This is a genomic window from Amycolatopsis sp. PSD-21 (genome assembly GCF_055561455.1).
In genome coordinates this window covers 9352553-9373745 of record NZ_CM145712.1, presented here as the reverse complement: position 1 = coordinate 9373745, position 21193 = coordinate 9352553, and the positions used below count along the sequence as shown (strand labels likewise).

Below are 21193 nucleotides of genomic sequence, written 5' to 3'. Positions count from 1 at the left end.
CTTCCGCACTTTGCTTACCTCGGTCCCGCAACCACGAACCGATGCGACAGGAGACCGAGTGACGAACGCGGCGAAGAACGAGAGGCGTGGCGCTGTGCGCTTCGGCCGTCTCGCTTCGCGTGCGCTGTTCGTGCTCGGCGGCGCCGTCGCCGGTTCCGCCGCCGCGTGGGCCGTTTCCGGCGCTTCCGCTTCCGCGGACATCGCCCCGGTGGTCTCCGCTCCCGAAACCAGCGTCACCCCGGTCACCGACGCGACCGCGGCGGGACTGACCGACGTCTCCCACGGCGCTTCGAAGTTCGCGGGTGACGTCGCCGGTGCGATGTGCGGCGACAGCCAGCAGGACGCCACCACGTGGTCGATGCCCGGCGAGAACGAGTCCGGTGCCAAGAAGCACCACTGCGGCGACCTGCGCGCCGACCGCCACGAGGTTTCGACGCGCGTCAGCGACGCGGTCACCGACTTCGCGGACAACTCGGTCGTCGCCCCGGTCAAGCGCACCCTCGGCGCCGTCGAGCACATCGTGCGCAAGCCGCAGGACACCCGCCAGGTGCTGGACGAGACCATCGCCCCGTCGCCCGACTTCGGCCGCAAGGTCTGGGATCTCCTCGACCCGCGCGGGCACGGCGACCTCGTCCCGGAGCTCCCGGTCGGCGAAACCCCGGTGAACCCCGAGTCGCCGCTGGACACCGTCGGCGCCGGCGAGCAGGTCACCGACTTCGCGCAGCTGGCGACCACCCAGTTCCCCGCTTCCTTCGAGACCGTCCTCCCGATGCCGGCCCTCGTGCAGCAGCACGGCGCCTTCGATCAGGTCGAGGACGCTCCGGCGCGTGACGGTCACCGTGGTGACCTCCCGCGTCCGATCACCCCGGCGCCGCTTCCCGCCGCGCCTTCCTTCCCGACTGTCCCCGGCGGCTCCGCCCCCGGTGGTCACCTCGACGGCCTGACCCACGGCGTTCCCGCCTGGGTCGCCGCCGCCGTCGAGCGTTCCCTGACCGGCTACGCGCTGGCAGGCACGCGGTACATGCCGCTCACCCCGGGCTCGCAGCCCGGCGTCACTCCCGACTGAACACCTCCCTCCGCGGGGTAGCCGACGCGCCTCACGCCTCCCGATCCCGGGCTTGGCTTCGCGTCCGCTCCTGATCCCCCGCGAAACGGCGGTGCGCTTTTGTGCGCCCGCAATCGCTCCACCCCCCCTCTGGTGCCTTTCGAACGGCACCTCCTCGAACCCGAAAGGGAACCCGAAATGAAGGAGAAAAACCCCATGCAATCCTGGGCAAAGCGCGGACTCCAGACCGCGTTGGTCACGGGTGGGTTGTTGATGCTGGGCACCGGCATCGCCTCGGCTGACGAACAGGTCAACCCCGACACCCCGGCCTCCCCGCTCGACGCGAACGTCACCGTTCCGGTCGAGATCGACAACAACGCCGTTGGCACGCCCCTCGGCCAGGCCGACCTCCCCGGCTACAAGGGCGAGATCAGCACCAAGGCCGTCACCAAGCCCGTCTCGGACGCGCTCGACTCGGCTTCTTCGCCGGGCAGCAGCACGGACGGCATCGGCGGAGGCCTCCCGTCCCTCCCGACCACCGGCGCCGTCCCCGCGCCGCTGGCCGCCAAGGACTCGGCCCGTCAGGTCAGCGGTGGGCTGACCGAGGGTGGTTTCACCACCACGGACGACATCCTCAAGGGCAACAAGGTCGTCGGTGACGTCGTCGTCCCGATCCAGATCGTCGACAACGCCATCGGCGTGATCGGCGACGCCGAGGTCGAGGGTGGCACCCACGACCAGACCTGGTCGCACAACCAGGACATCGAGACCACCGGTGAGGACTCCAGCCTCGCCGGGAACGTCGTGTCCCTCGACTGGGCGCTGCCCGTGCAGATCGCCGGCAACGGCGGCGGGCTCGCCGGCGGCACCGGCCGCGTGGTCGGCGGTTCCGCCAGCCAGAGCACCACCGAGACCGGCAACATCACCACCGACGGCGAGGGCTCCGCCCTGTCCGGCAACGTGGTGGCCGGCCAGTTCGCCACCCCGGTCCAGGTCACCGGCAACGCCGCCTCCTGGATCATCGGCAACGCCAACAGCTCCGGCTACGAGGCCGAGACCGAGGCCACCTCCGGCGGCTGGGTCGAGACCGACGGTGACGACTCCGCCCTCGGCGGCAACGTCGGCGCGGTGCCGATCGCCCTCCCGGTGAAGGTCAACGACAACGCGGCCGCCGCGTGGGGTTCGCTCGCGAACTCCAACAGCAGCTCGTCGGCGGACGCCACCGCCGGTGACACCACCCCGGGCTGGGCCGACGTCCCCAGCTACGTGCAGACCTCCGGCGAGGACTCGGCCGTCGCGGGTAACGCGATCGTGCCGCAGACCGCGGACGTCGCGAACGTCGGCGGCGTGGCCGCCAGCTGGATCGGTCTCGCGAACACCGGTACCGAAGGCGGCACCAGCCAGTCGAGCACCGTCGACGCCGGTGGCTTCGTCAGCACCGAGGGCGAAGGCTCCGCGGGCGGCGGCAACATCGTCGACCCGGCCGTGGCCGCTCCCGTCGAGGTGACCTGCATCGCGGGCACCTACATCGGCAGCGCGAACGTCGCGTCGTGCGAGAACACCGTCGACGCGAACGCCGGCAACGGCAGCCACACCACGGGTGACGACTCCACCCTGGCCGGCAACATCGTCAACACCCAGGCCGCGCTGGCCCCCGAGGTGTTCGGCGTCGCCGGCTCGCACATCGGACAGGCGACCGCCGAGGCGTCCGAGACGAAGACCGTGACCGCCGGCGCGTACGACGGCACCACGGGCAACGACTCGTCCGGCTCGGGCAACATCGTCCAGGTCCCGGCCGCGGTTCCGGCCGAGGTCTTCGGCGTTGGCGGCTCGTTCATCGGCCAGAGCACCGCCTCGGCCGAGGAGACCAAGGTCGTCTCCGGCGGCGGCGGTGGCAACACCAACGACGACAACGGCTTCCTCAGCTCCAACCTGGGCACCGTGCCGGTTTCGCTGCCGGTGCAGGCGTTCGGGATCGGTGGCGCGTTCATCGGCCAGGGCCACGGTGGCGCCGACGGTGACACCACCTCCAACGCGGGCGGCGACGTCAACGCGACCGGCGACGGTGGCGCGGGCTCGGGCAACCTGGTCTACGGCCCGGTCTCCCTGCCGGTCCAGGCGCACAACTTCGCCGCCGTGCTCGGCGGCATCGCGTCGGGCGAGGGCACGAACCTCACCGACTCGAACGCGGGCGGCGACGCCACCGCCACCGGTGAAGAAGGCGCCCTGGCGGGCAACATCGTCCAGACGCCGATCGGCGGCGCGGTTCCGCTGACCGGCCACGGCATCGCCGGTGCGGGTATCGCCGAGGGCGACAGCGTCAGCGACGTCCTGTCGGAGGCCGGCGGCGACGCCACCACCAACGGTGACGAAGGCGCGGTTTCGGGCAACATCGTCGGCGTGCAGGCGCTGCCGATCGTGCCGATCACGCACGACGCGGTCGCGGCCGCGGGTATCGCCGACGCCGAAGGCTCCAACACCGTCGACGCTCTCTCGGGCGGAGACGTGGAGACCTCGGGTCTCGACGGATCGCTCTCGGGCAACATCCTCGACATCCCGGCGGCGGTCGACCCCGAGGTGTTCGGCAACGCCATCGCGGCGGCCGGCGGCGTGTCCGAGACCGAAGCGACCAGCATGATCACCGGCCAGGCCGGTGGCGACAGCATCACCGACGGCAGCGGATCGGCCCTCTCGGGCTTCAACTTCCACCACCCGTTCGTCTTCGTGGTGCCGCTGAACGAGTTCGAGATCCCGGTCCTGGCGATCGCGGACGAGAACTCGGAGGACTTCACCGAGATCAACGGTGAAGAGTTCACCCGCGCCTTCACCGACTCGGTCGGTTCGGAGATGCCGATCGACGCGCTGCCCGCGCTGCCGTTCGGTGCCCCCGCGCTCGACGGTGCCGGCGCCCTGCCCTCCACCCCGGCGATCGGTGGCGCCCGCGCCGACGGTCCCCAGGTGGCGACCCTGCCCGTGCAGGTGGCCGGCCTGACCGCGCTGAAGCAGCTGCAGAACATCCCGGCGCAGCTGCCGAAGTCGGACCTGCCCGAGCTGCCCGGCACCCCGGCCCTGCCCGGTCTCCCGGCCCTGCCGAAGACCCCGGGTCTGCCCGGTGACGCCGCTCGTGCGGACGCGCCGAAGCTCGCGCAGCTGCCGACCCTCCCGGCGCTGACCAACGGCCTGCCCACGAGCAAGCTGCCGGTGCAGCTCCCGACCGCGGGCAACCTGCCCACCGCCGGCAACCTGCCGGTGCAGCTCCCCACGGCCGGCGCCCTGCCGACCGCGGGCGCGCTGCCGGTGCAGCTTCCCACCACGGGCACCCTGCCCGCGGTGAACAGCACCCCGGCGATGCCGACCGCGCAGGTCCCGGCTCTGGCGGGCGTCGACTCGTCGCCGCTGAGCATGTTCCAGCGCTTCATCGGCACCCTGACCGGCAAGAAGTTCCACACCATGTGAACCTGCCAGTCGGCTAGCGCCACTGAATGAACCGAAGCGGGCCCGGAGTCACCGACTCCGGGCCCGCTTTGTGTCGTGTTCAGCCCCCAGGGGTGAAAAGCGCGTCCTGGGCGGCGCCCATCGCGGTCAGCACCGCGCCCTCCAGCACCGCGCTCCCGCCGACGGTGCCCGCCCGGACCTCGGTCCGCAGCGGCGAGATCTCCGAGAGCCGTCGGCTCACCCTTGCCGCCAGCGCGTCGCCGCCGGCGCGGCCGATCTCCCCACCCAGCACGAGGAAGCCCGGGTCCAGGACCGCGGTGACCGCGGCGGCACCGATCGCGATTCGCTCCGCGATGATCTCCAGAAACTCTTCGGCGTTCGAGTCGATGGCGTACCCGACAGCCGCTTCGGCCGCTTCGGCGTTGTCGGCCGTTGAAGCCGGGATGCCGTGCGCGCGGGCGAGTTCGCAGATCGCGGCGCTTCCCGCGAGGGTGTGGAAGCCGCCGTCGCAGTCGGTCGCCGTCGGCAGCCGTCCGGGGCCCAGCATCGGCAGGAACCCGATCTCCCCCGCGCCGCCCGACGCGCCCCGCCGCAGCGAACCGTCGAGGACGACCGCCGCGCCGACCCCGAAACCGAGCCACAGCAGGACGAACGTGTCCCGGTCGCGGGCGGCGCCGAGCCGCTGTTCGGCGGCGGCCGCGAGGTTGACCTCGTTTTCCAGCAGTACCGGGACACCGAGCCGTCGCCTGAGTTCGTCGACGAGTTTCCCGTGCCACGCGGGCAATCCCCCGGCATGCCGCAGACCGCCGGTCGCCGGGTCGACGAGACCGGGAGCGCCGACCGCGACCGTGTGCAGCTCGGTCGCGCCCGCCTCGGCGGTGGTGGCCTCCAGCAGGGCGATCGCCCGCTCGACGGCCACGTCCGTGTCCACGTCGAGGTCGAACGGCAGCGACGCCTCCGCCCGGGTCCGGCCGAGGAGGTCCGCCACCGAGACGGCCAGGCCGTGGGTGCGGACGTCGAGGCCGGCGAGGTACGCGCGGTCGGCGACGATGCCGTACAGCTTCGCGTTCGGGCCGCGGCGTTCCGCGCCCGCCTCGCCGACGATCTCGATCAGCCCGGCGTCCCGCAGCCGTTCGACGAGGTCCGCCACCGTCGGCCGGGAAAGCCCGGTCAACGTCTTGAGCTGGGCGGCCGTCAGCGCGCCTTCGCGGTGAAGGAGGTCGAGGGCGAGGCGATCGTTGATGGCACGCGCGGTGCTCGGGGAGGCGGACGGCATCCGGATGACACTCACCGGCAGATCCTCCCAGAATTAATTATCAGGTTCCCTTCCTGATAGTTTACGCTGACGTCCGTCGAGTCGTCTCATGGACCTTGGGGGCCCAGTGACCAACACAGTGGAAACCGTCGGCGGGCCGACGCGGCGGGTGCGGCAGGCGCGGATCGCCATCGCCGCCGTCTTCGCCGTGCACGGCGCGGTGACCGGCAGTTTCGCCACCCGGATCCCGTGGATCCAGGAACACGCGGGGATCAGCGCGGGCCAGCTCGGGCTCGCGCTCGCCTTCCCCGCCATCGGCGCCTCGCTCACCATGCCGCTCGCCGCGCGGATCGGGCACCGGCTGGGCGGCAGGCTGGGGCTCCGGCTCCTGCTCGCGTACTGGACGCTGGCGCTGATCCTCCCCGCCCTGGCGGGAAACCTCGTCACGCTGTGCCTCGCGCTGTTCGTCATGGGCACCGCGGCGGGTACCTCCGACGTGCTGATGAACGCCCTCGGTGTCGACGTCGAGGAGCGGATGGGCAAGTCGGTCATGTCGGGGCTGCACGGCATGTGGACCACGGGCGCGCTCGTCGGCTCCGCCGCGGGCACGCTCGCCGCGCATGCCGGGATGGACGCCCGCCTCCACTTCGCGATCGCGTCGGCCGTGCTCACCGTCGCCGGTGCGCTGATCTGCCAGGGCGTCTTCGACGTCCGCAGCGCGCCGGACGAGAACCCGCCGCCGAGGTTCGCGCTGCCGCCGAAGTCGGCCGTGATCATCGGTGCCGTCGCGTTCTGCGCCGTCTTCGCCGAAGGGGCGAGCCTCGACTGGTCCGCCGTCTACCTGCGTGACGTCCTCGGCACCTCGCCGGGGATCGCGGCCGCGTCGACCACCGCGTTCACCTGCACGATGGCGATCGCCCGCCTCTCGGGCGACGCGCTGGTGCGGCGCTTCGGCTCGGTCAACACCGTCCGCGCGGGTGGCGCCTTCGCGACGTTGGGCGGGCTGCTGGTCGTCTTCGCCGCTCATCCGGTGATGGCGATGGCCGGTTTCGCGCTGATCGGGCTCGGCGTCTCCGTCGTCGTGCCGCTCGCCTTCGCGGCGGCCGGACGCAGCGGGCCGACACCGAGCCAGTCGATCGCGGGCGTCGCGACCATCACCTATTCGTCGGGTCTCGTGGCGCCGTCGCTGATCGGCGGGATCGCCGACCTGACGTCCCTGACCGTGTCGTTCGCGGTGGTCACGCTGCTGGCACTCGGCCTGGTGGCGGGCGCCGGCGTCCTTCGATCCCGTTAGCCGAACTGGAGGGAACGCTTGGCGAGGCCGTACCAGTAGCCGTCGATGACGGTCTCGCCCTTTCCTTCCGAAGAGCTCGCGCCGAGCGAGACGAACAGCGGCGCGAAGTGTTCGATCCGGGGGTGCGCGATGGCCGCTGCGGGTGCCTTGTGCTGGAAGTCCAGCAACGCGTCGAGGTCGCCCCGGCGCAGGGTTTCCGCACCCCAGTGGTCGAATTCGCTCGACCACGACGGCGGCACCCCGTCGGTGCCGTCGGTCTGGCGCATCGCGCTCAGGTTGTGGGTGAAGAAGCCGCTGCCGATGATCAGCACGCCTTCGTCGCGCAGCGGCGCGAGCTTCCGGCCGAGGTCGAACAGCTCCCGCGGGTCCAGCGACGGCATGGACACCTGCAGCACCGGGATGTCGGCGTCCGGGTACATCTCCACGAGCGGGACGTACGCGCCGTGGTCGAGGCCGCGGTCGGGCGCGTCGTGCACCGGCGTCTGGGACGAGCGCAGGAGTTTCCGCACCTTGTCCGCCAGTTCGGGAGCGCCGGGCGCGGCGTATTTCACCTGGTAGTAGCGATCCGGGAAACCCCAGAAGTCGTAGACCAGCGGCACCGTGGTGGTGGCGCCGAGGGTCAGCGGTGCCTCTTCCCAGTGCGCCGAGACGACGAGGATCGCCTTCGGCTTCTCGAGGTCCGCCGACCAGCCGGCGAGCTGGCGGGTCCAGGTGGCGTCGTCGGCGAGCGGCGGCGCGCCGTGGCTGAGATAGAGCACCGGCGTCATGTCAGCTCCAGGTGTTTGAACTTTCAACTACCAGGATAGACGACGTCGCCCCACTTCGCCTTATTCCCGCGCGAGGTTGGCCGCCATCCGTTCGAGCACGTTGACCGTCGTCCGGTACTCGTCGTCGCTGATGCCTTCGGTCGCGCGCGAACGGAACGCGTCGACCTCGGCTTTCAGCCGGAGATGCGCCGCCCGGCCGGTTTCGGTCAGGCCGCCCTCGTCGATCCAGCCACGAACGCGCAGGTCGGAGATGGTTTTCTGGAGGTCCCCAAACGGCTTCAGTGCTTCACTGTCGGCACTGTCGGTGGTATTCAGGACCTGCCAGTGGCGACGGGTCAGTCCTTCGTCGTCGAGGATCCGCTCAAAGGAGGATTCGAGCGCCTGGTGAAGGTGGGCGAACCAGAATCCGATGGGCTTCATGGATACTCCTCGGGTAGACGACAACTACATGTAAAAGTACATGCAATTGGTGAGGACGGGAAATGACGGACGCCGTGGCCGACGTGGAACGCGCGATGATCGCCATCCGGCGTAGCCAGGCGCGGCGATCACTGTCGAAACTCGCCCGCGACCGCGCCGAAACGATGCCGGACCAGGCGATCCAGGGGCTCCTCGACGCCGTCGAGGCGGCCGAGGAGAGCGGCGAACCGGGGACAGTCACCAGCCTCGCGGTGGCGCTGACCATCGACCAGCCTCGCGCGAGCCGTCTCGTCGCCCGCGCGGTCGAGGACGGTTTCCTCCGGCGTGAAGCCGATCAGCGCGACGGCCGCCGCGCCGTCCTCGTGCTCACCGAGGCGGGCCGCGCCGAAGTGACGCGTATGCACGAATTCCGCCGCTCGGTGTTCGCCGAGGCGATGGCGGACTGGACGGACGACGACCGCCGCGAGTTCGCGCGGCTGCTGACCGCGTTCGTCCGGAACTACGGGGCACTCGGCGTGAAGTAGTTGACCAGGTTGCCGTCGGGGTCGCGGAACAGCAGCGACCGGTTCCCCCACGGCATCGTGGTCGGCTCCTGCACGATCTCGGCCAGTCCGGCCAGCCGCTCGTGCTCCCGGTCGACGTCCTCCACGCGGAACTCGAGGATCGCGGTGCGGTTCGACTCTGGCACCGCTGCTCCCGCGCCGAAGAGCCGCATCGTCTCGGCGCTGCCGATCGCCAAGGTGCACGACGGCCCGACGAGTTCGGCGAACTGCTCGGAACGCCAGCGCGCGGCGAGACCGGTCGCCTTTTCGTAGAAGCCGGCGAGACGGGCGACGTCATGGGTGATCACGCGGACGGAAACGAACTGCATGGCTGGTCCTTTCGGTGCCGGAAAGCGGGACACCGGCCACGCTAGGAGCAATACCGGGCAGGATCCGCCCGGTATTCTTCTCGCTGTGACCAGGCCCATCGCCCGTGTGCTCGCGCTGCTGGAGATCCTGCAGAGCGGCGGGACGCGCACCGTCGCGGAGCTCGCGGGGAGGCTCGATGTCGACGAACGCACCGTCCGCCGCTATGCCGAACACCTCGTCGACCTGGACATCCCGGTCCGCTCGGTGCGCGGCCGGTACGGCGGCTACCGGCTCGCCCCCGGCTACCGGATGCCGCCGCTGATGCTCACCGACGAAGAGGCGCTGGCCGTCCTGCTCGGCCTGGTCGCGGGGCGGCGTGCCGGGCTGATCACCACGTCGGTCGCGGCCGTCGAGAGCGCTGTCGCGAAGGTCCGCCGGGTACTTCCCGAACCTCTGGGCCGGCGGCTCGACGCGCTGCTGGAGACCGCCGATTTCACCGCGCCGGCAAGGAAAGCCCTGTCGGCCGAGGCCGAAGTACTGCTCACTCTCGCGGAGGCGGCCCGCGACCGGCAGCCCGTCGGGCTCGCGTATCTCGCCGGGCACGGCGGCGCCAGCGAACGCGTCGTCCATCCGTATGGCGTCGTCGCGCATTCCGGACGCTGGTACCTGACCGGATTCGACTCGGCCAGGGGCGAGGTGCGCACCTTCCGCGTCGACCGGATCAAGTCGGCGGGGCCGCGGCCCGGGACCTTCGAGGCCCCCGGCGGCTTCGACCCGGCCGAGCGGGTGCTGACCGCGTTGGCCGAGACGCCGTACCGGCACGACGTCTCCGTGCGGATCCAGGCGCCGCCCGAGGAGATCCGTGCCGTCTTCCCGCCGTCCGTGGCGACGCTCGAACCGGACGGCGACTGGGTCCGCGCCAGGATCCGGGCCGAACGGCTCGACTGGATCCCGGCGCGGCTCGCCGCACTCGACCGGCCGTTCGTCATCGAACGGCCGGCCGAGCTTCGTGACCTGGTCGGCGCGCTGGCGGCCAGGCTGGCCGAGCGGGCGCGCTGACCGCTCACTTGCCGCAGAACACCGTCCGGACGAGCTTGTCCAGCGCCGCCGGGTACGACGGCAGCGGGTCCTTCGCGGAATCGCCCGAGGTGATCGACGCGGTCAGCGTCTTGCTGCCGTCGGGCGAGCTGTACATCATCGATCCGTAGCCGTTGACGCCGCCGTTGTGGTTGAGGACGATGCCGCAGCCCGGGCCCAGGTCCTGCGTGAACTGCCCGAGACCGTAGAAGCCGTAAAGGCTTTCGCTGCCGGGGTGCGTCTCGCGCATCTCGGCCATCAGCCAGGCCGGGAGCAGCTTTCCGCTCTGCAGGGCGGAAAAGTACGTCTGGAGATCCTTGGTCGTCGAGATCATGTCGCCGGCGCTGGAGATCCAGGACGGGTTCTGGTGGGTGACGTCGATCGTCTTCCACTGCCCGGCGTCCTCATAGCGGTAGTAGGCGTGGGCGTACGGCTTGGGCATCCCCGCCCACGCGCCCGGCGACAAGGTGTCGCGCAGCTTGAGCGGCCGCAGGATCCGGCGGTCCAGCTCGTCGGCGAAGGGACGTCCGGAGAGCTTCTCCACGAGCAGCCTGGCCACGACGTAGTTGGTGTTGGAGTAGCTCCAGCCTCCGCCCGGCTCGAAGACCGCGGGCTTGGACACCGCCAGCCGGATCAGCTCCTCCGGCTGATAGGTGTGGAATCGCTTGTCCACCCATTCCTTGCCCGCCCACGGGATTCCCGGCGTGACCGTGCCGTCCGGGTGGTACTGGCCGGTGTGGTTGAACAGGCCGCTGGTGTGCTGCAGCAGCATTCGCACGGTGATCCGCGAGTCCAGCCCGAGGCCGGGAAGGAAACCGGCGACCGGGGTGTCGAGCCCGATCCGGCCCTCGGCCACGAGCTGCAGCACCAGGGTCGCGGTGAAGTTCTTCGACGTGCTGCCGACGCGGAAGTGGCCGTTGGTCGGCGGCTTCGCGGTGCTGCCCAGCTCGCGAATCCCGGCGCTGCCGGTCCATTCGCCTCGCTCGTCGCGGACGCGCAGCTGCATCCCGCCGAACCCGGCGTCGACGAATTCCTGGGCGACCTGACGCAGTTCCGGGCGGTCCTGCCCGGCGGAGGCGGTCGGCACGGCGACGCCCGTCAGCAGTGCGGCGGCCAGCGCGGTGAGACCGATGCGGCGGAAGGTCTTCAGTGTCTTGGTCATGGCGATGACGTTCGCGGACCGCGCTGACACGGGACGGTCACGGCGCTGACACGCGGGCTCCGATGCCGTCGAGGAGGAAGTCGAGGCCGACGCGGAAGGTCTCGTCGGCGTCCAGGTGGACCGCGTCGCGCACCACCGTGGCCAGCGCGGGGAGCTTGCCGGTGGCGAAGGTCCGGGTCAGATAGGGGCCGAGGGTGGCCTGCCATTTCTTCTCGTCCATACCGGTGGCCCGTTCCGCCCGGCGCTCGGCGATCTCCCGGCGCACCGCGCCGATCGTGTACGCGTTGACCGCCGAGACCACCGGCATCGCGGCGTCGACGCCGATATCGCCCAGCGCCGCCATCACGGCCTCCGAGGTGGCCAGCGCGTGCGGCCCGAGCTGGGGCCTGCCGCCGAGCAGGTCGGCGAGCCATTCGTGGCGGTGGACCGCGTGCCGCATGGCGTTCGCGAGCGATCGAAGCACCTCCCGCCAGCCTTCGCCGGTGGGCCGGATCTCGGCGTGGACGGCGTCGACCATCAGGTCGAGCAGCTCTTCCTTGCTCTCGATGTAGCCGTACAGCCGCATCGGGCCGGCGTCCAGCGCGGTGGCGACCTTGCGCAGCGACACCGCGTCCAGGCCGTCCGCGTCGGCGAGCCGGATCGCCGCCCGCACGATCAGCTCCCGGCTCAGCGGGGCCAGCGCCGGACGACTCGGCGGCTCGGGCCGCTCCCACACCACCATGCGGTGACAATACATCGCATCGCTCGATACAGTGTATTGACCAATACGGTGTATCGAAGGAGGGCGATCATGACCATCGCCATCATCGGAGCGGGTCCCGGCGGCCTGGCTCTCGCCCGAGTTCTGCACGTCAACGGCATCGAGGCCGTCGTGTACGAACGCGAAACCTCGCGTGACGCCCGTGGCCAAGGCGGCATGCTCGACATCCACGCCGACACCGGCCAGCGGGCGCTGCGCGAAGCCGGCCTGTTCGACCGGTTCACCGAGATCGCCCGCGGCGAGGGTCAGGACATGCGGCTCCTCGAACCGGACGGCACCCTGCTGCTGCAGGAGGACACCCCCGACGACGCCCCGTTCGAGCGACCCGAGGTCGACCGCGCCGACCTGCGTGATCTGCTGCTGGACTCCCTCCCCGAACACACGGTCCGCTGGGGACACGCCTTCGAATCCGCCGAAGACGGCGTGCTGCATTTTTTCGATGGGCACACCGCGACGTACGACCTGCTGGTCGGCGCCGACGGGGCGCATTCCCGCGTCCGCCCGCTGCTCACCGACGCCCGCCCGGCGCATCTCGGCCACAACTTCGTCGAGCTCCGTATCCCCGACATCGACCGCACCCATCCCGACCTCGCCGCGATGGTCGGGCGCGGCACCTACTGGGCGCTCGGCGACGGCAAATCCCTGGCGGCCCAGCGCAACGGCGACGGCACCGTGCGCGTCGGCCTCAGCTTCTACGGCACCGGCGAGGACTGGTTCACCACCGCCGGGATGCCGCTCGACGATCCGGCCGCCGCCAGGGCGTGGCTGATCGGGCAACTCGACGGCTGGGACGCCCGGTTCACCGCGCTGATCGCGGCCTGCGACGACGTGGTGGTGCCACGGTCGATCGCGGCCCTCCCGGCCGGCCTGACCTGGCCGTCGGCACCGGATGTCACCCTGCTCGGCGACGCCGCGCACCTGATGCCGCCGGTGGGGGAAGGTGCCAACCTGGCGCTGCTCGACGGCGCCCTGCTCGGCCTCGCGCTGGCCGCGCATCCGGACGACTTCCCCGCCGCCGTCGAAGAGTACGAACGCGAGATGTTCGACCGCGCCGGCGCCGCCGCCCGGATGTCCGCGCAGGTCCACGAACTCCTGACCGCGCCGGACGCCGCCCGGAAAATGCTCGCGTTCTTCCAACCGGACCCAGGCCGAGATGCTATGAACGGGAAGTCATTTCGTTCGTAGTCGAAGAGGAGCAGGCTTGCCGACCCCCGCCGGACGCGACCTCTCCGCCGCACAGGGCCTGCGCAATACCTCCTTGGACGACCTCGTCGGGATCGCCAAGGAGTGACCATGCGCGAAGGTGTACTGGCGGGTGGTGCCCCGTATCTCGAATTCGGCACGGGGAGCCCGCTCGTGGTCTTCCGGTCGGTGCTGCCGGACTCGGCCAACCCCACCGGGTTCGCCCGCTGGGCGGAGATGCGGTCCCTCAAACCGCTGGCCGAACGGTTCACCGTGCTGACCGTCGGCAGGCGGCCGGGGCTCCGGCCCGGCGTCACCATGGCCGATCTCGCCGCCCACCACGCGGAGGAGTTGCGACAGCGGTTCGACCGGCCGGTGGACGTGCTCGGCGTGTCCACGGCCGGTTGCCTCGCGCTGCAGTTCGCCGTCGACCATCCCGGCCTGGTGCGACGGCTGGTGGTCGGCGCCGCGGGCACCCGGCTCGGCGAGGAGGGCCGCCGGGTCCAGCGCCGGTACGCGGATCTGCTGGCCGCCGGACGGCACCGGGCCGCGGCCATGGCGCTGGCGCCCACCGTCGCGGATTCCCTGCCCGGACGGGCTTTGCTGGCCGGGTTGCTGGGCCTGGCCTCTGGCCGTCCGGCGGATCCGGACGGCATGGTGGCCATGCTGCGGGCCGAGGACGCTTTCGACATCGAAGACCGGCTCGGCGAGATCACCGCGCCCACCTTGGTGATCGCCGGTTCGCAGGACGCCCTCTACCCGCTCGAACTCGCCGAGCGACTGGCCGACAAGACCCGCCGCGGTGATCTCAAGGTCTATCCGGGACGACGGCACCACACCGTGATGAGCGACCGCCGCTTCACCAAGGACGTCTTCGAATTCCTTCTCTGACTTGAGTCGCCATCGCCTAGCCTTCGAGGCGAACCTGCCCTAGGCGCGCCTACCCGGTAAGGGCGCGTCCGCAGTCGGAGAGGGAGGCTGCCCGTTCGAGCCGGGCCAGGTCCTTGTCTTTCGCCGCTAGTCGTGGGACAGGTCGACGAAGCGGCTGTAGTGCAGCTGGTGCGCCACGGTGATCGTCGCCGTCGGCCCGGCACGGTGCTTCGCGATGATCAGGTCCGCCTCGCCGGCACGCGGGTCGTCCCGCTCCCAGGCGTCGGGGCGGTTGACCAGGATGACGAGGTCCGCGTCCTGCTCCAGCGAGCCGGACTCACGAAGGTCGGACAGCATCGGGCGTTTGTCCGTCCGCTGCTCGGGACCACGGTTCAGCTGGCTGATCGCGATCACCGGGACCTCGATCTCCTTGGCCAGCAGCTTCATCTGCCGCGAGAACTCCGAGACCTCCTGCTGTCGCGACTCGACGCGTTTGCCCGAGGTCATCAGCTGGAGATAGTCGAGGACGACGAGTTTGAGGTCGTTGCGCTGCTTGAGCCGCCGGGCCTTCGCGCGGATCTCCATCATCGTCATGTTCGGCGAGTCGTCGACGAACAGCGGCGCCTCGGAGACCTCGCTCATGCGGCGCGCGAGCCGCGTCCAGTCGTCGTCGGACATCTTGCCACCGCGCATATCCGCCAGGCGGATCCGAGCCTCGGCCGAGAGCATGCGCATGACGATCTCGGTCCTGCTCATTTCCAGCGAGAAGATCACGCTGGTCAGACCGTGTTTGATGGACGCCGAACGGGCGAAATCCAGTCCTAGGGTCGATTTGCCGACACCGGGCCGCGCCGCGACGATGATCATCTGGCCGGGGTGCAGACCGTTCGTCAGATCGTCGAAGTCGGCGAACCCGGTCGGGATGCCCTGCGACTGCCCGCCGCGCGAGGCGATCGCGTCGATCTCGTCCATGGTCGGCTGGAGCAGCTCTTCCAGCGCGACGTAGTCCTCGCTGGTGCGCCGCTCCGTGACGTCGTAGATCGCGGCCTGCGCGCGGTCGACGACCTCGTCGATGTTCGCGCCGTCGGCCGCGGCCGCGCCGTAGCCGTACTGCACGATCCGGGTGCCCGCCTCGACCAGGCGCCGCAGCACCGCCTTCTCGGAGACGATCTCGGCGTAGTAGCCGGCGTTCGCCGCCGTCGGCACCGTCGCGATCAGGGTGTGCAGGTACGGGGCGCCGCCGACGCGGCCCAGCTCGCCTCGACGCTCCAACTCGGCGGAGACGGTGATCGGGTCGGCCGGTTCGCCGCGGCCGTAGAGATCGAGGATGACGTCGTAGATCGCCTGGTGTGCGGGCCGGTAGAAATCGTCGGGGCCGAGGGCTTCGATGACGTCGGCGACGGCGTCCTTCGACAGCAGCATGCCGCCGAGCACGGACTGCTCGGCCGCGATGTCCTGCGGGGGCTGGCGGTCGTACTCGCCGCCACGCGGACCGGGGTCGCCGGGACCCGGGTCGGACTCCGCGTACATCGGATTGCGGTCGTCGGTCAGCGCCACCGCTGCTGCCACCTCCTCAAGACATCGAACACGCGTTCGATTATGCCAGAATTTCCCCGGCCGGTCCGTCCGCGCCCGCCTGCCCCTCCCGCGGCGTCCGGCGCTCCCCTGTGCTCCCCTTCTCGGCCGGACGACCACCACGGTGTGTACCGGCCCGGCGGGCACGGTAGGCCCCCCGAAAGGACGAGCGCAATTTCGCCTGGGGACCGCCCTGTGGACAACCTGGGGATGACTGGGGGCAACCCTTCACAGGTGGGCCGAAGCCTGTGTACAACTTGTGGGCAACGCTGGGATGGTCTGACAAAAGTGCTGGTCAGGGCCTGTGTAGACACTGTGGAGAACTTTATTCAACTCAGCACGGCGTGTCGGGCAAAACTCGTCGTTCGGCGTGTCGCACGCGGGCGCACAGGGGTGCCCTGTGGATGGATGACACGGAGAGTAGAGGGGTCATCCGCCCGGCTGAACGGAGCCGGATTCAGGACGCGAACAACCTGCCCTGTGCGCTCCGTAGTCGTTCTCCGAGAATCTGCTGGTCGGCGGGTGTGAAGGCGATCCTCGGTTCGCCACTCCCCGGTACCTCTTCGGTCAGCCACCGGCCTTCGGTCGTATCGATGTAGTTCACCGGGCGTTCGATCCGCTGCCGCGCGCCGCTCCGGCCGCGGGCCGCGACGTAGAGGCTTCCGCTCCCCAAACGGCGTAACGCGAGGATGCGGCGAAGCTCGTCGGCCTCCTGGCTGCCGGCGCTCTGCCTTCCGCTGCGGAGGACCTCGAAGCCCTCCTCCTGCGCGGTCGACGAAGAGCGCGGCGCATCGACCTGGCTCTTCGGGACGGCGACCGGACGCCCGCGCCCCGGCGCGAGCTTCGGGATCTGGTCGAGGAACTCGGTGAGGAGCTCTTCCGGCCGCACCGAAGCGAGCGCGATGCCATCGTGCTCGCTGTGCCGCGCGAGGACGAAGCCCTCGCCGCCGGCACTCCCCGCGAGCAGGGTGAAGCTCAGCGCCTTGCCCTCGAACCCGCCGTCGATCCAGCCGTAGTACTCCAGTGAGGGCCTGGCGATCGCTTCGAGCGTCGCCTTGAACCCGGGATGCAGCCCCCGCGCGCCGAAGAGGCCCTGGCTCGCCAGCTCCTCGTTGGTCCGCTCGTCCTCGGCCCGCTGCGCGTCCTCGTCGAACCAGGTCGGCGTTTCCGACAGGATCGTGTGCGGTTCGCCGCCACGGCGGCGGATCAGCGTGATGAGGGTGCCGGTCGTGATCGTGACCTGCTTGTCCAGCACCGGAACTGCCCCCTAGTCCTTCTTGTTCGTCCAGCCCGGAACAAGACAAGCCGGGCGCGCCCCAATCTTGGCACGCGCCCGGCCCGCTCGTGACGACTACTCGCCGATCACCGGCGGTGCGGTGAGTTCGTCGGTTCCGAAGATCTCGTTGGGGTCGTCGCCGACGAGGAATTTGGAGCTGCGCTCCTCGTCCTCGGCGCCCTTGCCCCTGGCGCCACCGGCTCCCATACCGCCCATGCCGCCCATCATCCCGCCGGCGCCACGGCCCGCTCCGGAACCGGAGCCGGAGCCGGCCGCACCGCCGCCCATGCCGGCGCCGCCCATCGCCCCCGCGTTGCCGGGCAGGGCCGCGCCGCTGCCGCCACCGGGACCGAACCCGGGGCCGAAGCCACCGTCCGGGCCGAAGCCGCCCGCACCGGGGATGTCGGTGCCGCCGAAGCCGCCACCGCCACCGCCTCCGCCGCCACCCGGGCCGAAGCCGCCGGCGCCGGGGATCTTCGGCGGGGTGTAGCCGGACGCGTTCGTCCCGTCGTCCCAGGACGGCGGCTTGTAGTTGCTGCCGGGGATGTTCGGGTTGTACTGCCCGCCGGGGAGGTTCGAGCCCGGTAGGTTGGACCCGGGAAGGTTCGACCCCGGCAGGTTGCTGCCCGGAAGGTTCGAGCCTGGCGTGCCGATGCCAGGCATGTTCGAACCGGGGATGTTCGGCGTGCCCGAACCGGGGATGCTCGGCATCGAACCGGGCGGGGTCGAGATGCCCGGCATCCCGTTGTGCCCGTTCCGGTCGCCCTGGCCGTTCCCGTTGCCGTCCTTGTCCTTGCCGTTTCCGCCGCCGCCGTTGACGTCGACGTTCGTGTTCTGCCCCTCCATCTTGGAGTAGGTGGGCAGCTTCTTGCCGTTCTCGGAACTGGCCTTGAAGTACTCGTTGAACGCGTCGACGTTCGCTTGACCCTTTTCGTTGTAGTCCCGGATCGCGCGGTCGGTGTCGGTGGTCCACGGCGTGATGGAGTTGAGCAGGTTGTTCTTCGGCGGTTCCTTCGGGACCTGCTGCACCTTCGCCTTCACCGTGGTGAAGGCGGTGTTCTGCTCGCCGAGGTACTTGTCGGAGTCCACCAGCTTCTTGCCGGAGTCCTCCATCCACGCCCGCAGCGGATGCGCGCCGGACTGCTGCGCGGCTTCGGCGCTCTTACCGGTCCAGGCGGCGTCCATCTCCTTCGACAGGTTGTCGATGGTGGTCAGCCGCTCCTGGTAACCGGCCTTGAGCCGGGTCGCCGCGGCCTGGCCCTCCTGGATCGACCCGGTACCCGGACCGGTGACGATCTTCTCCCAGATGTTGTAGCAGTCGATCTTGCGATCGCCGCCGGACGCTTCGAAGTCGCCGGATTTCGTGGTCGCCAGGTTGTAGGCCGAGTACCCGGCGATGATCGGCAGCAGGAACACGTGTCAGCCCTCCTTCAACGTCTCGATCATCGCTTCCCCCACTTTGAGCGCGACGGGGCACGGATCGCTCGCGCCCGGTCCGTTGTCGTACTGCACCAGGATGTTCACGGCCAGCTGGTCGGTCACGCCGACGAAGAGGCCGCACTTGCCTTTGTTACGGGCGTCGAGCGAGGCGGCGTACACCGCCGGGTAGCCGGCGACCTCGGTCGGCTCGAAGTACTCGTTGTTGGCCTTGGTGTCGTAGACGTCGCTGAGGCCGTTCTTGTTCGCGAGCACCGGGCTGATCTCGATCTGGTTCAGCCGGTCGTCGGCGGCGAAGATCGAGCAGCCGGGCCCGACGCTCGTGGTCCGCTGCTCGCCTTCGCCGAGACCGAGCTCGGTCCGCTTCGCGGCGGAAAGCGCGGAGCAGGCGTCGTTCTCGATCGACGAGGTCTTCAACGGGTTGGCCACCTTGGGCGCGGAGCCGGACGAATCGCTCGACGCGCTCGAGGCACCGGCCCCGGTCGTGTAGGACGGCTCCGACGAGGCGGTGCCGTTCTTGGTGCCCGAACAGCCGGCGACCAGCGCGCCCGCGGCGAGGAGGAGTACGAGGGAACGTCGCATCACACGGCCTTGTGCTTGTTGAGCGAAGCCTGCGTTTCGGCCTCGTTCGTGGCGATCTTCTGCTTGGCGGCGGTCAGCTGGTCGATGTAGTTCTTGACGTAGTCCTGCATCTTCTGGTTCTGCTCCAGGAACGCCTTGCCCGACGGGTTCGCCAGCTTCTCCCAGTCGCCGCTCGCGAACTCCTTGCCCGGCGCCTTGACGTTCGCCATCAGGTTCGCGTCGGCGTAGTCCCGCTTGAGCTCGGCCTGCAGATCCGTCCACTTCTTGATGATGCCGTCGATCTTGTCCTTGTCGAAGGTGAACCCGCCGCCACCGCCCGACGCCGACGAGGGCTTGTCAGGATTGGCCGGCGCGGAGACCGTGACCTTCTCCTGCCGGTTCTGCTCGGCGTTGCTGTCGTAAGCCATGCGTCCAGATCTCCCCGTGCCTCGACGTCGAGTCTCGATAATGCCTTGATCCCCAGTCAAGCTTAAGACGTGGCCCGGCGGGGTGGGGTTCCCCGTAAAGCAAAGGGCGGGACACCTCCGGAATGGAGACGTCCCGCCCTGTGCCGAAGCGGTGTTACTTGGCCTTGACCTCGAGCCGCACGTCGACGCGGACGTCGGGGTGCAGACGGGCGCCGACCGAGTGCTTGCCCACGGTCTTGATGTGGTCCTTCAGCTCGATGACGCGCTTGTCGAGCAGCGGGCCACCCGCGGCCTTGATCGCGTCCACGATCTCGGCGGTGGTGATCGAACCGAAGAGCTTCTTCGAGCCCTCGGCCGCCTTGCCGCTCAGCTGGATGGCGCCGAGGCCCTCCAGGGTCGCCTTGATCTCCTTGGCGTGGTCGAGGTCGCGGATGCGACGGCTCTCCTGCGCCCGCTTGATCGTGCGCACGTTCTTCTCCGCGCCCTTGGTGGCCACGATGGCGTAGCCGCGGGGGAGCAGGTAGTTGCGTGCGTAGCCGTCCTTGACCTCGACGATGTCGCCGGGCCCACCGAGGTTGGCGACGTCGGTGGTGAGAATGATCTTCGCCATTGACGTGCCTCCTTAGCGTGCGGTCGAGGTGTAGGGCAGCAGCGCCATTTCGCGGGAGTTCTTGACCGCGATGGCGATGTCACGCTGGTGCTGGCTGCAGTTGCCGGTCACGCGACGGGCACGGATCTTCCCGCGGTCGGAGATGTACTTCCGAAGCAGGTTGGTGTCCTTGTAGTCGATGTTCTCCGGGCGGCCCTTCTTCTCGGCCTTGCAGAACACGCAGACCTTCTTCTTGGGCTTGCGGATGGGTGGCTTGGCCACGGTATTTCTCCTGGATTTCTACGTAGTGGTTGTCTCGCGGCGTCTCGCGGAGCTTTCGCCCGCGGTGGATCGCCTGATCAGAAGGGCGGCTCGTCGGAGAAACCGCCGCCACCGCCGCCACCGGCGGGCGGGGCGGAACCCCACGGGTCGTCGGCGGGCGGGGCGCTCTGGCCACCGCCGCCACCACCGAAGCCGCCGCCACCGCCACCGGTGCCACGGCTGACCTTGTTCACCTTGGCGGTGGCGTAACGCAGCGACGGGCCGATCTCATCGACCTCGAGCTCGACGACGGTGCGCTTCTCGCCTTCCTTGGTCTCGAAAGACCGCTGCTTGAGGCGCCCCTGCACGACGACCCGCGCGCCACGCGTCAGCGACTCGGCGACGTTCTCGGCCGCCTGACGCCAGATGTTGCAGCGCAGGAACAGGGCCTCGCCGTCCTTCCACTCACCGGACTGACGGTCCAGCGTGCGCGGGGTGGACGCGACCGTGAAGTTCGCGACCGCCGCACCGGAAGGGGTGAAGCGAAGCTCCGGGTCGGACGTGAGGTTGCCGATCACCGTGATGACGGTGTCTCCAGCCATCGGGAAAGTCCTTCGGCTCAGGCCTTGGCGGCGGCGGTCGCGGCGCGCTTGATCTCGCGGCGCATGACCTTGGTGCGGAGCACGGTCTCCTGCAGGGAGAGCTGACGGTCCAGCTCCTTGACCGCTTCCGAAGACGAGTTCAGGTCGAGCAGCGCGTAGATGCCCTCGGCGTGCTTCTTGATCTCGTAGGACAGCCGGCGACGGCCCCAGACGTCGACCTTCTCGACGCTTCCGCCCGAAGTGCGGATCACGTTGAGGAAGTTGTCCAGGGTCGGGGCCACCGTACGCTCGTCGAGCGTGGGGTCCAGGATGACCATTACCTCGTAATGGCGTGACACAACCACTC

At 69.9% G+C, this 21193-nt stretch carries 22 protein-coding genes; 7 read left to right on the top strand and 15 right to left on the bottom strand.

Going from position 1 to position 21193, the window contains the following annotated elements:
• Window positions 1-58: 58 nt before the first annotated feature.
• The gene (locus ACZ1DY_RS44260; RefSeq protein WP_465483215.1) at window positions 59-1066 is read left to right on the top strand and encodes a hypothetical protein; all 1008 of its coding nucleotides are present in this window, start codon (window positions 59-61) and stop codon (window positions 1064-1066) included.
• A gap of 195 nt (window positions 1067-1261) precedes the next feature.
• The gene (locus tag ACZ1DY_RS44255; RefSeq protein WP_465483214.1) at window positions 1262-4501 is read left to right on the top strand and encodes a beta strand repeat-containing protein; all 3240 of its coding nucleotides are present in this window, start codon (window positions 1262-1264) and stop codon (window positions 4499-4501) included.
• 79 nt (window positions 4502-4580) lie between these two features.
• Here the strand turns inward: ACZ1DY_RS44255 and ACZ1DY_RS44250 are convergent, their stop codons facing one another.
• Complete coding sequence (locus ACZ1DY_RS44250) at window positions 4581-5771, bottom strand: ROK family transcriptional regulator (protein WP_465483213.1); 1191 nt, start codon at window positions 5769-5771, stop codon at window positions 4581-4583.
• A gap of 91 nt (window positions 5772-5862) precedes the next feature.
• Here ACZ1DY_RS44250 and ACZ1DY_RS44245 point away from each other — a divergent pair, with 91 nt between their 5' ends.
• Window positions 5863-7029, top strand: a complete 1167-nt coding sequence (locus ACZ1DY_RS44245) for an MFS transporter (RefSeq protein WP_465483212.1) — start codon at window positions 5863-5865, stop codon at window positions 7027-7029.
• On the opposite strand, the gene ACZ1DY_RS44240 is transcribed toward ACZ1DY_RS44245, so the two are convergent.
• Together ACZ1DY_RS44240 and ACZ1DY_RS44235 are read right to left on the bottom strand one after the other, a co-directional pair.
• The gene (locus ACZ1DY_RS44240) at window positions 7026-7796 is read right to left on the bottom strand and encodes a dioxygenase family protein (RefSeq protein WP_465483211.1); all 771 of its coding nucleotides are present in this window, start codon (window positions 7794-7796) and stop codon (window positions 7026-7028) included. The two genes, ACZ1DY_RS44245 and ACZ1DY_RS44240, sit on opposite strands and share 4 nt — an antisense overlap.
• A gap of 60 nt (window positions 7797-7856) precedes the next feature.
• Entirely contained in the window at window positions 7857-8216 is a 360-nt protein-coding gene (locus ACZ1DY_RS44235; protein ID WP_465483210.1) for a MarR family transcriptional regulator, read from the bottom strand.
• Between the two features lie 62 nt (window positions 8217-8278).
• Between ACZ1DY_RS44235 and ACZ1DY_RS44230 the strand changes: the two genes are divergently transcribed.
• Window positions 8279-8740: a MarR family winged helix-turn-helix transcriptional regulator gene (locus tag ACZ1DY_RS44230; protein ID WP_257483509.1), complete on the top strand. Its 462-nt coding sequence runs from the start codon at window positions 8279-8281 to the stop codon at window positions 8738-8740.
• Here ACZ1DY_RS44230 and ACZ1DY_RS44225 read toward each other — a convergent pair.
• Window positions 8716-9087, bottom strand: coding sequence for a VOC family protein (locus ACZ1DY_RS44225; protein ID WP_457959036.1), 372 nt, complete (start codon window positions 9085-9087; stop codon window positions 8716-8718). The genes ACZ1DY_RS44230 and ACZ1DY_RS44225 overlap by 25 nt on opposite strands.
• Before the next feature lie 85 nt (window positions 9088-9172).
• Here ACZ1DY_RS44225 and ACZ1DY_RS44220 point away from each other — a divergent pair, with 85 nt between their 5' ends.
• Window positions 9173-10126 (top strand): helix-turn-helix transcriptional regulator, encoded by a 954-nt coding sequence (locus tag ACZ1DY_RS44220; RefSeq protein ID WP_465483209.1) that lies wholly within the window; start codon window positions 9173-9175, stop codon window positions 10124-10126.
• Between the two features lie 4 nt (window positions 10127-10130).
• Here ACZ1DY_RS44220 and ACZ1DY_RS44215 read toward each other — a convergent pair whose 3' ends face one another.
• Window positions 10131-11306 carry a serine hydrolase domain-containing protein gene (locus ACZ1DY_RS44215; RefSeq protein WP_465483208.1) on the bottom strand — a complete coding sequence of 392 codons (1176 nt, stop codon included), beginning with the start codon at window positions 11304-11306 and terminating at the stop codon, window positions 10131-10133.
• Between the two features lie 37 nt (window positions 11307-11343).
• Window positions 11344-12027 (bottom strand): TetR/AcrR family transcriptional regulator, encoded by a 684-nt coding sequence (locus tag ACZ1DY_RS44210; protein ID WP_465483207.1) that lies wholly within the window; start codon window positions 12025-12027, stop codon window positions 11344-11346.
• 69 nt (window positions 12028-12096) lie between these two features.
• Here ACZ1DY_RS44210 and ACZ1DY_RS44205 point away from each other — a divergent pair, with 69 nt between their 5' ends.
• Window positions 12097-13251, top strand: coding sequence for an FAD-dependent oxidoreductase (locus ACZ1DY_RS44205; protein WP_465483206.1), 1155 nt, complete (start codon window positions 12097-12099; stop codon window positions 13249-13251).
• 108 nt (window positions 13252-13359) lie between these two features.
• On the top strand, window positions 13360-14139 hold the full coding sequence (locus tag ACZ1DY_RS44200) for an alpha/beta fold hydrolase (protein ID WP_465483205.1): 780 nt from the start codon (window positions 13360-13362) through the stop codon (window positions 14137-14139).
• Between the two features lie 126 nt (window positions 14140-14265).
• Here the strand turns inward: ACZ1DY_RS44200 and dnaB are convergent, their stop codons facing one another.
• The 9 genes from dnaB to rpsF all read right to left on the bottom strand — a co-directional run bounded on the left by dnaB (window position 14266) and on the right by rpsF (window position 21185).
• Window positions 14266-15675: a replicative DNA helicase gene (gene dnaB / locus ACZ1DY_RS44195; protein ID WP_007032313.1), complete on the bottom strand. Its 1410-nt coding sequence runs from the start codon at window positions 15673-15675 to the stop codon at window positions 14266-14268.
• A gap of 475 nt (window positions 15676-16150) precedes the next feature.
• Window positions 16151-16948 carry an ESX secretion-associated protein EspG gene (locus ACZ1DY_RS44190; protein ID WP_126734702.1) on the bottom strand — a complete coding sequence of 266 codons (798 nt, stop codon included), beginning with the start codon at window positions 16946-16948 and terminating at the stop codon, window positions 16151-16153.
• A 96-nt stretch (window positions 16949-17044) separates the two neighbouring features.
• A complete protein-coding gene (locus ACZ1DY_RS44185) occupies window positions 17045-18385 on the bottom strand; it encodes a PPE domain-containing protein (protein ID WP_465483204.1) in 1341 nt (446 codons plus the stop codon).
• Between the two features lie 3 nt (window positions 18386-18388).
• On the bottom strand, window positions 18389-18988 hold the full coding sequence (locus tag ACZ1DY_RS44180; RefSeq protein ID WP_126734700.1) for a DUF3558 domain-containing protein: 600 nt from the start codon (window positions 18986-18988) through the stop codon (window positions 18389-18391).
• Window positions 18988-19395: a hypothetical protein gene (locus ACZ1DY_RS44175; RefSeq protein ID WP_126734699.1), complete on the bottom strand. Its 408-nt coding sequence runs from the start codon at window positions 19393-19395 to the stop codon at window positions 18988-18990. The genes ACZ1DY_RS44180 and ACZ1DY_RS44175 overlap by 1 nt, the downstream gene beginning before the upstream one ends.
• Window positions 19396-19549: 154 nt before the next feature.
• A complete protein-coding gene (gene rplI, locus ACZ1DY_RS44170) occupies window positions 19550-20005 on the bottom strand; it encodes a 50S ribosomal protein L9 (RefSeq protein ID WP_005168124.1) in 456 nt (151 codons plus the stop codon).
• 12 nt (window positions 20006-20017) lie between these two features.
• Window positions 20018-20266, bottom strand: coding sequence for a 30S ribosomal protein S18 (gene rpsR, locus ACZ1DY_RS44165; RefSeq protein ID WP_005168122.1), 249 nt, complete (start codon window positions 20264-20266; stop codon window positions 20018-20020).
• 77 nt (window positions 20267-20343) lie between these two features.
• Window positions 20344-20847 carry a single-stranded DNA-binding protein gene (locus ACZ1DY_RS44160; protein ID WP_126734698.1) on the bottom strand — a complete coding sequence of 168 codons (504 nt, stop codon included), beginning with the start codon at window positions 20845-20847 and terminating at the stop codon, window positions 20344-20346.
• 17 nt (window positions 20848-20864) lie between these two features.
• Complete coding sequence (gene rpsF / locus ACZ1DY_RS44155) at window positions 20865-21185, bottom strand: 30S ribosomal protein S6 (RefSeq protein ID WP_185927209.1); 321 nt, start codon at window positions 21183-21185, stop codon at window positions 20865-20867.
• Between the last annotated feature and the right edge of the window lie 8 nt (window positions 21186-21193).

Coding starts and splice junctions, on each gene's coding strand:
- ACZ1DY_RS44225 (WP_457959036.1), bottom strand. CDS start 9,087: ATGCAGTTCGTTTCCGTCCGCGTGATCACCCATGACGTCGCCCGTCTC.
- ACZ1DY_RS44215 (WP_465483208.1), bottom strand. CDS start 11,306: ATGACCAAGACACTGAAGACCTTCCGCCGCATCGGTCTCACCGCGCTG.
- ACZ1DY_RS44235 (WP_465483210.1), bottom strand. CDS start 8,216: ATGAAGCCCATCGGATTCTGGTTCGCCCACCTTCACCAGGCGCTCGAA.
- rplI (WP_005168124.1), bottom strand. CDS start 20,005: ATGGCGAAGATCATTCTCACCACCGACGTCGCCAACCTCGGTGGGCCC.
- ACZ1DY_RS44175 (WP_126734699.1), bottom strand. CDS start 19,395: ATGGCTTACGACAGCAACGCCGAGCAGAACCGGCAGGAGAAGGTCACG.
- ACZ1DY_RS44180 (WP_126734700.1), bottom strand. CDS start 18,988: ATGCGACGTTCCCTCGTACTCCTCCTCGCCGCGGGCGCGCTGGTCGCC.
- ACZ1DY_RS44210 (WP_465483207.1), bottom strand. CDS start 12,027: ATGGTGGTGTGGGAGCGGCCCGAGCCGCCGAGTCGTCCGGCGCTGGCC.
- ACZ1DY_RS44205 (WP_465483206.1), top strand. CDS start 12,097: ATGACCATCGCCATCATCGGAGCGGGTCCCGGCGGCCTGGCTCTCGCC.
- ACZ1DY_RS44255 (WP_465483214.1), top strand. CDS start 1,262: ATGCAATCCTGGGCAAAGCGCGGACTCCAGACCGCGTTGGTCACGGGT.
- ACZ1DY_RS44160 (WP_126734698.1), bottom strand. CDS start 20,847: ATGGCTGGAGACACCGTCATCACGGTGATCGGCAACCTCACGTCCGAC.
- ACZ1DY_RS44230 (WP_257483509.1), top strand. CDS start 8,279: ATGACGGACGCCGTGGCCGACGTGGAACGCGCGATGATCGCCATCCGG.
- ACZ1DY_RS44200 (WP_465483205.1), top strand. CDS start 13,360: ATGCGCGAAGGTGTACTGGCGGGTGGTGCCCCGTATCTCGAATTCGGC.
- ACZ1DY_RS44240 (WP_465483211.1), bottom strand. CDS start 7,796: ATGACGCCGGTGCTCTATCTCAGCCACGGCGCGCCGCCGCTCGCCGAC.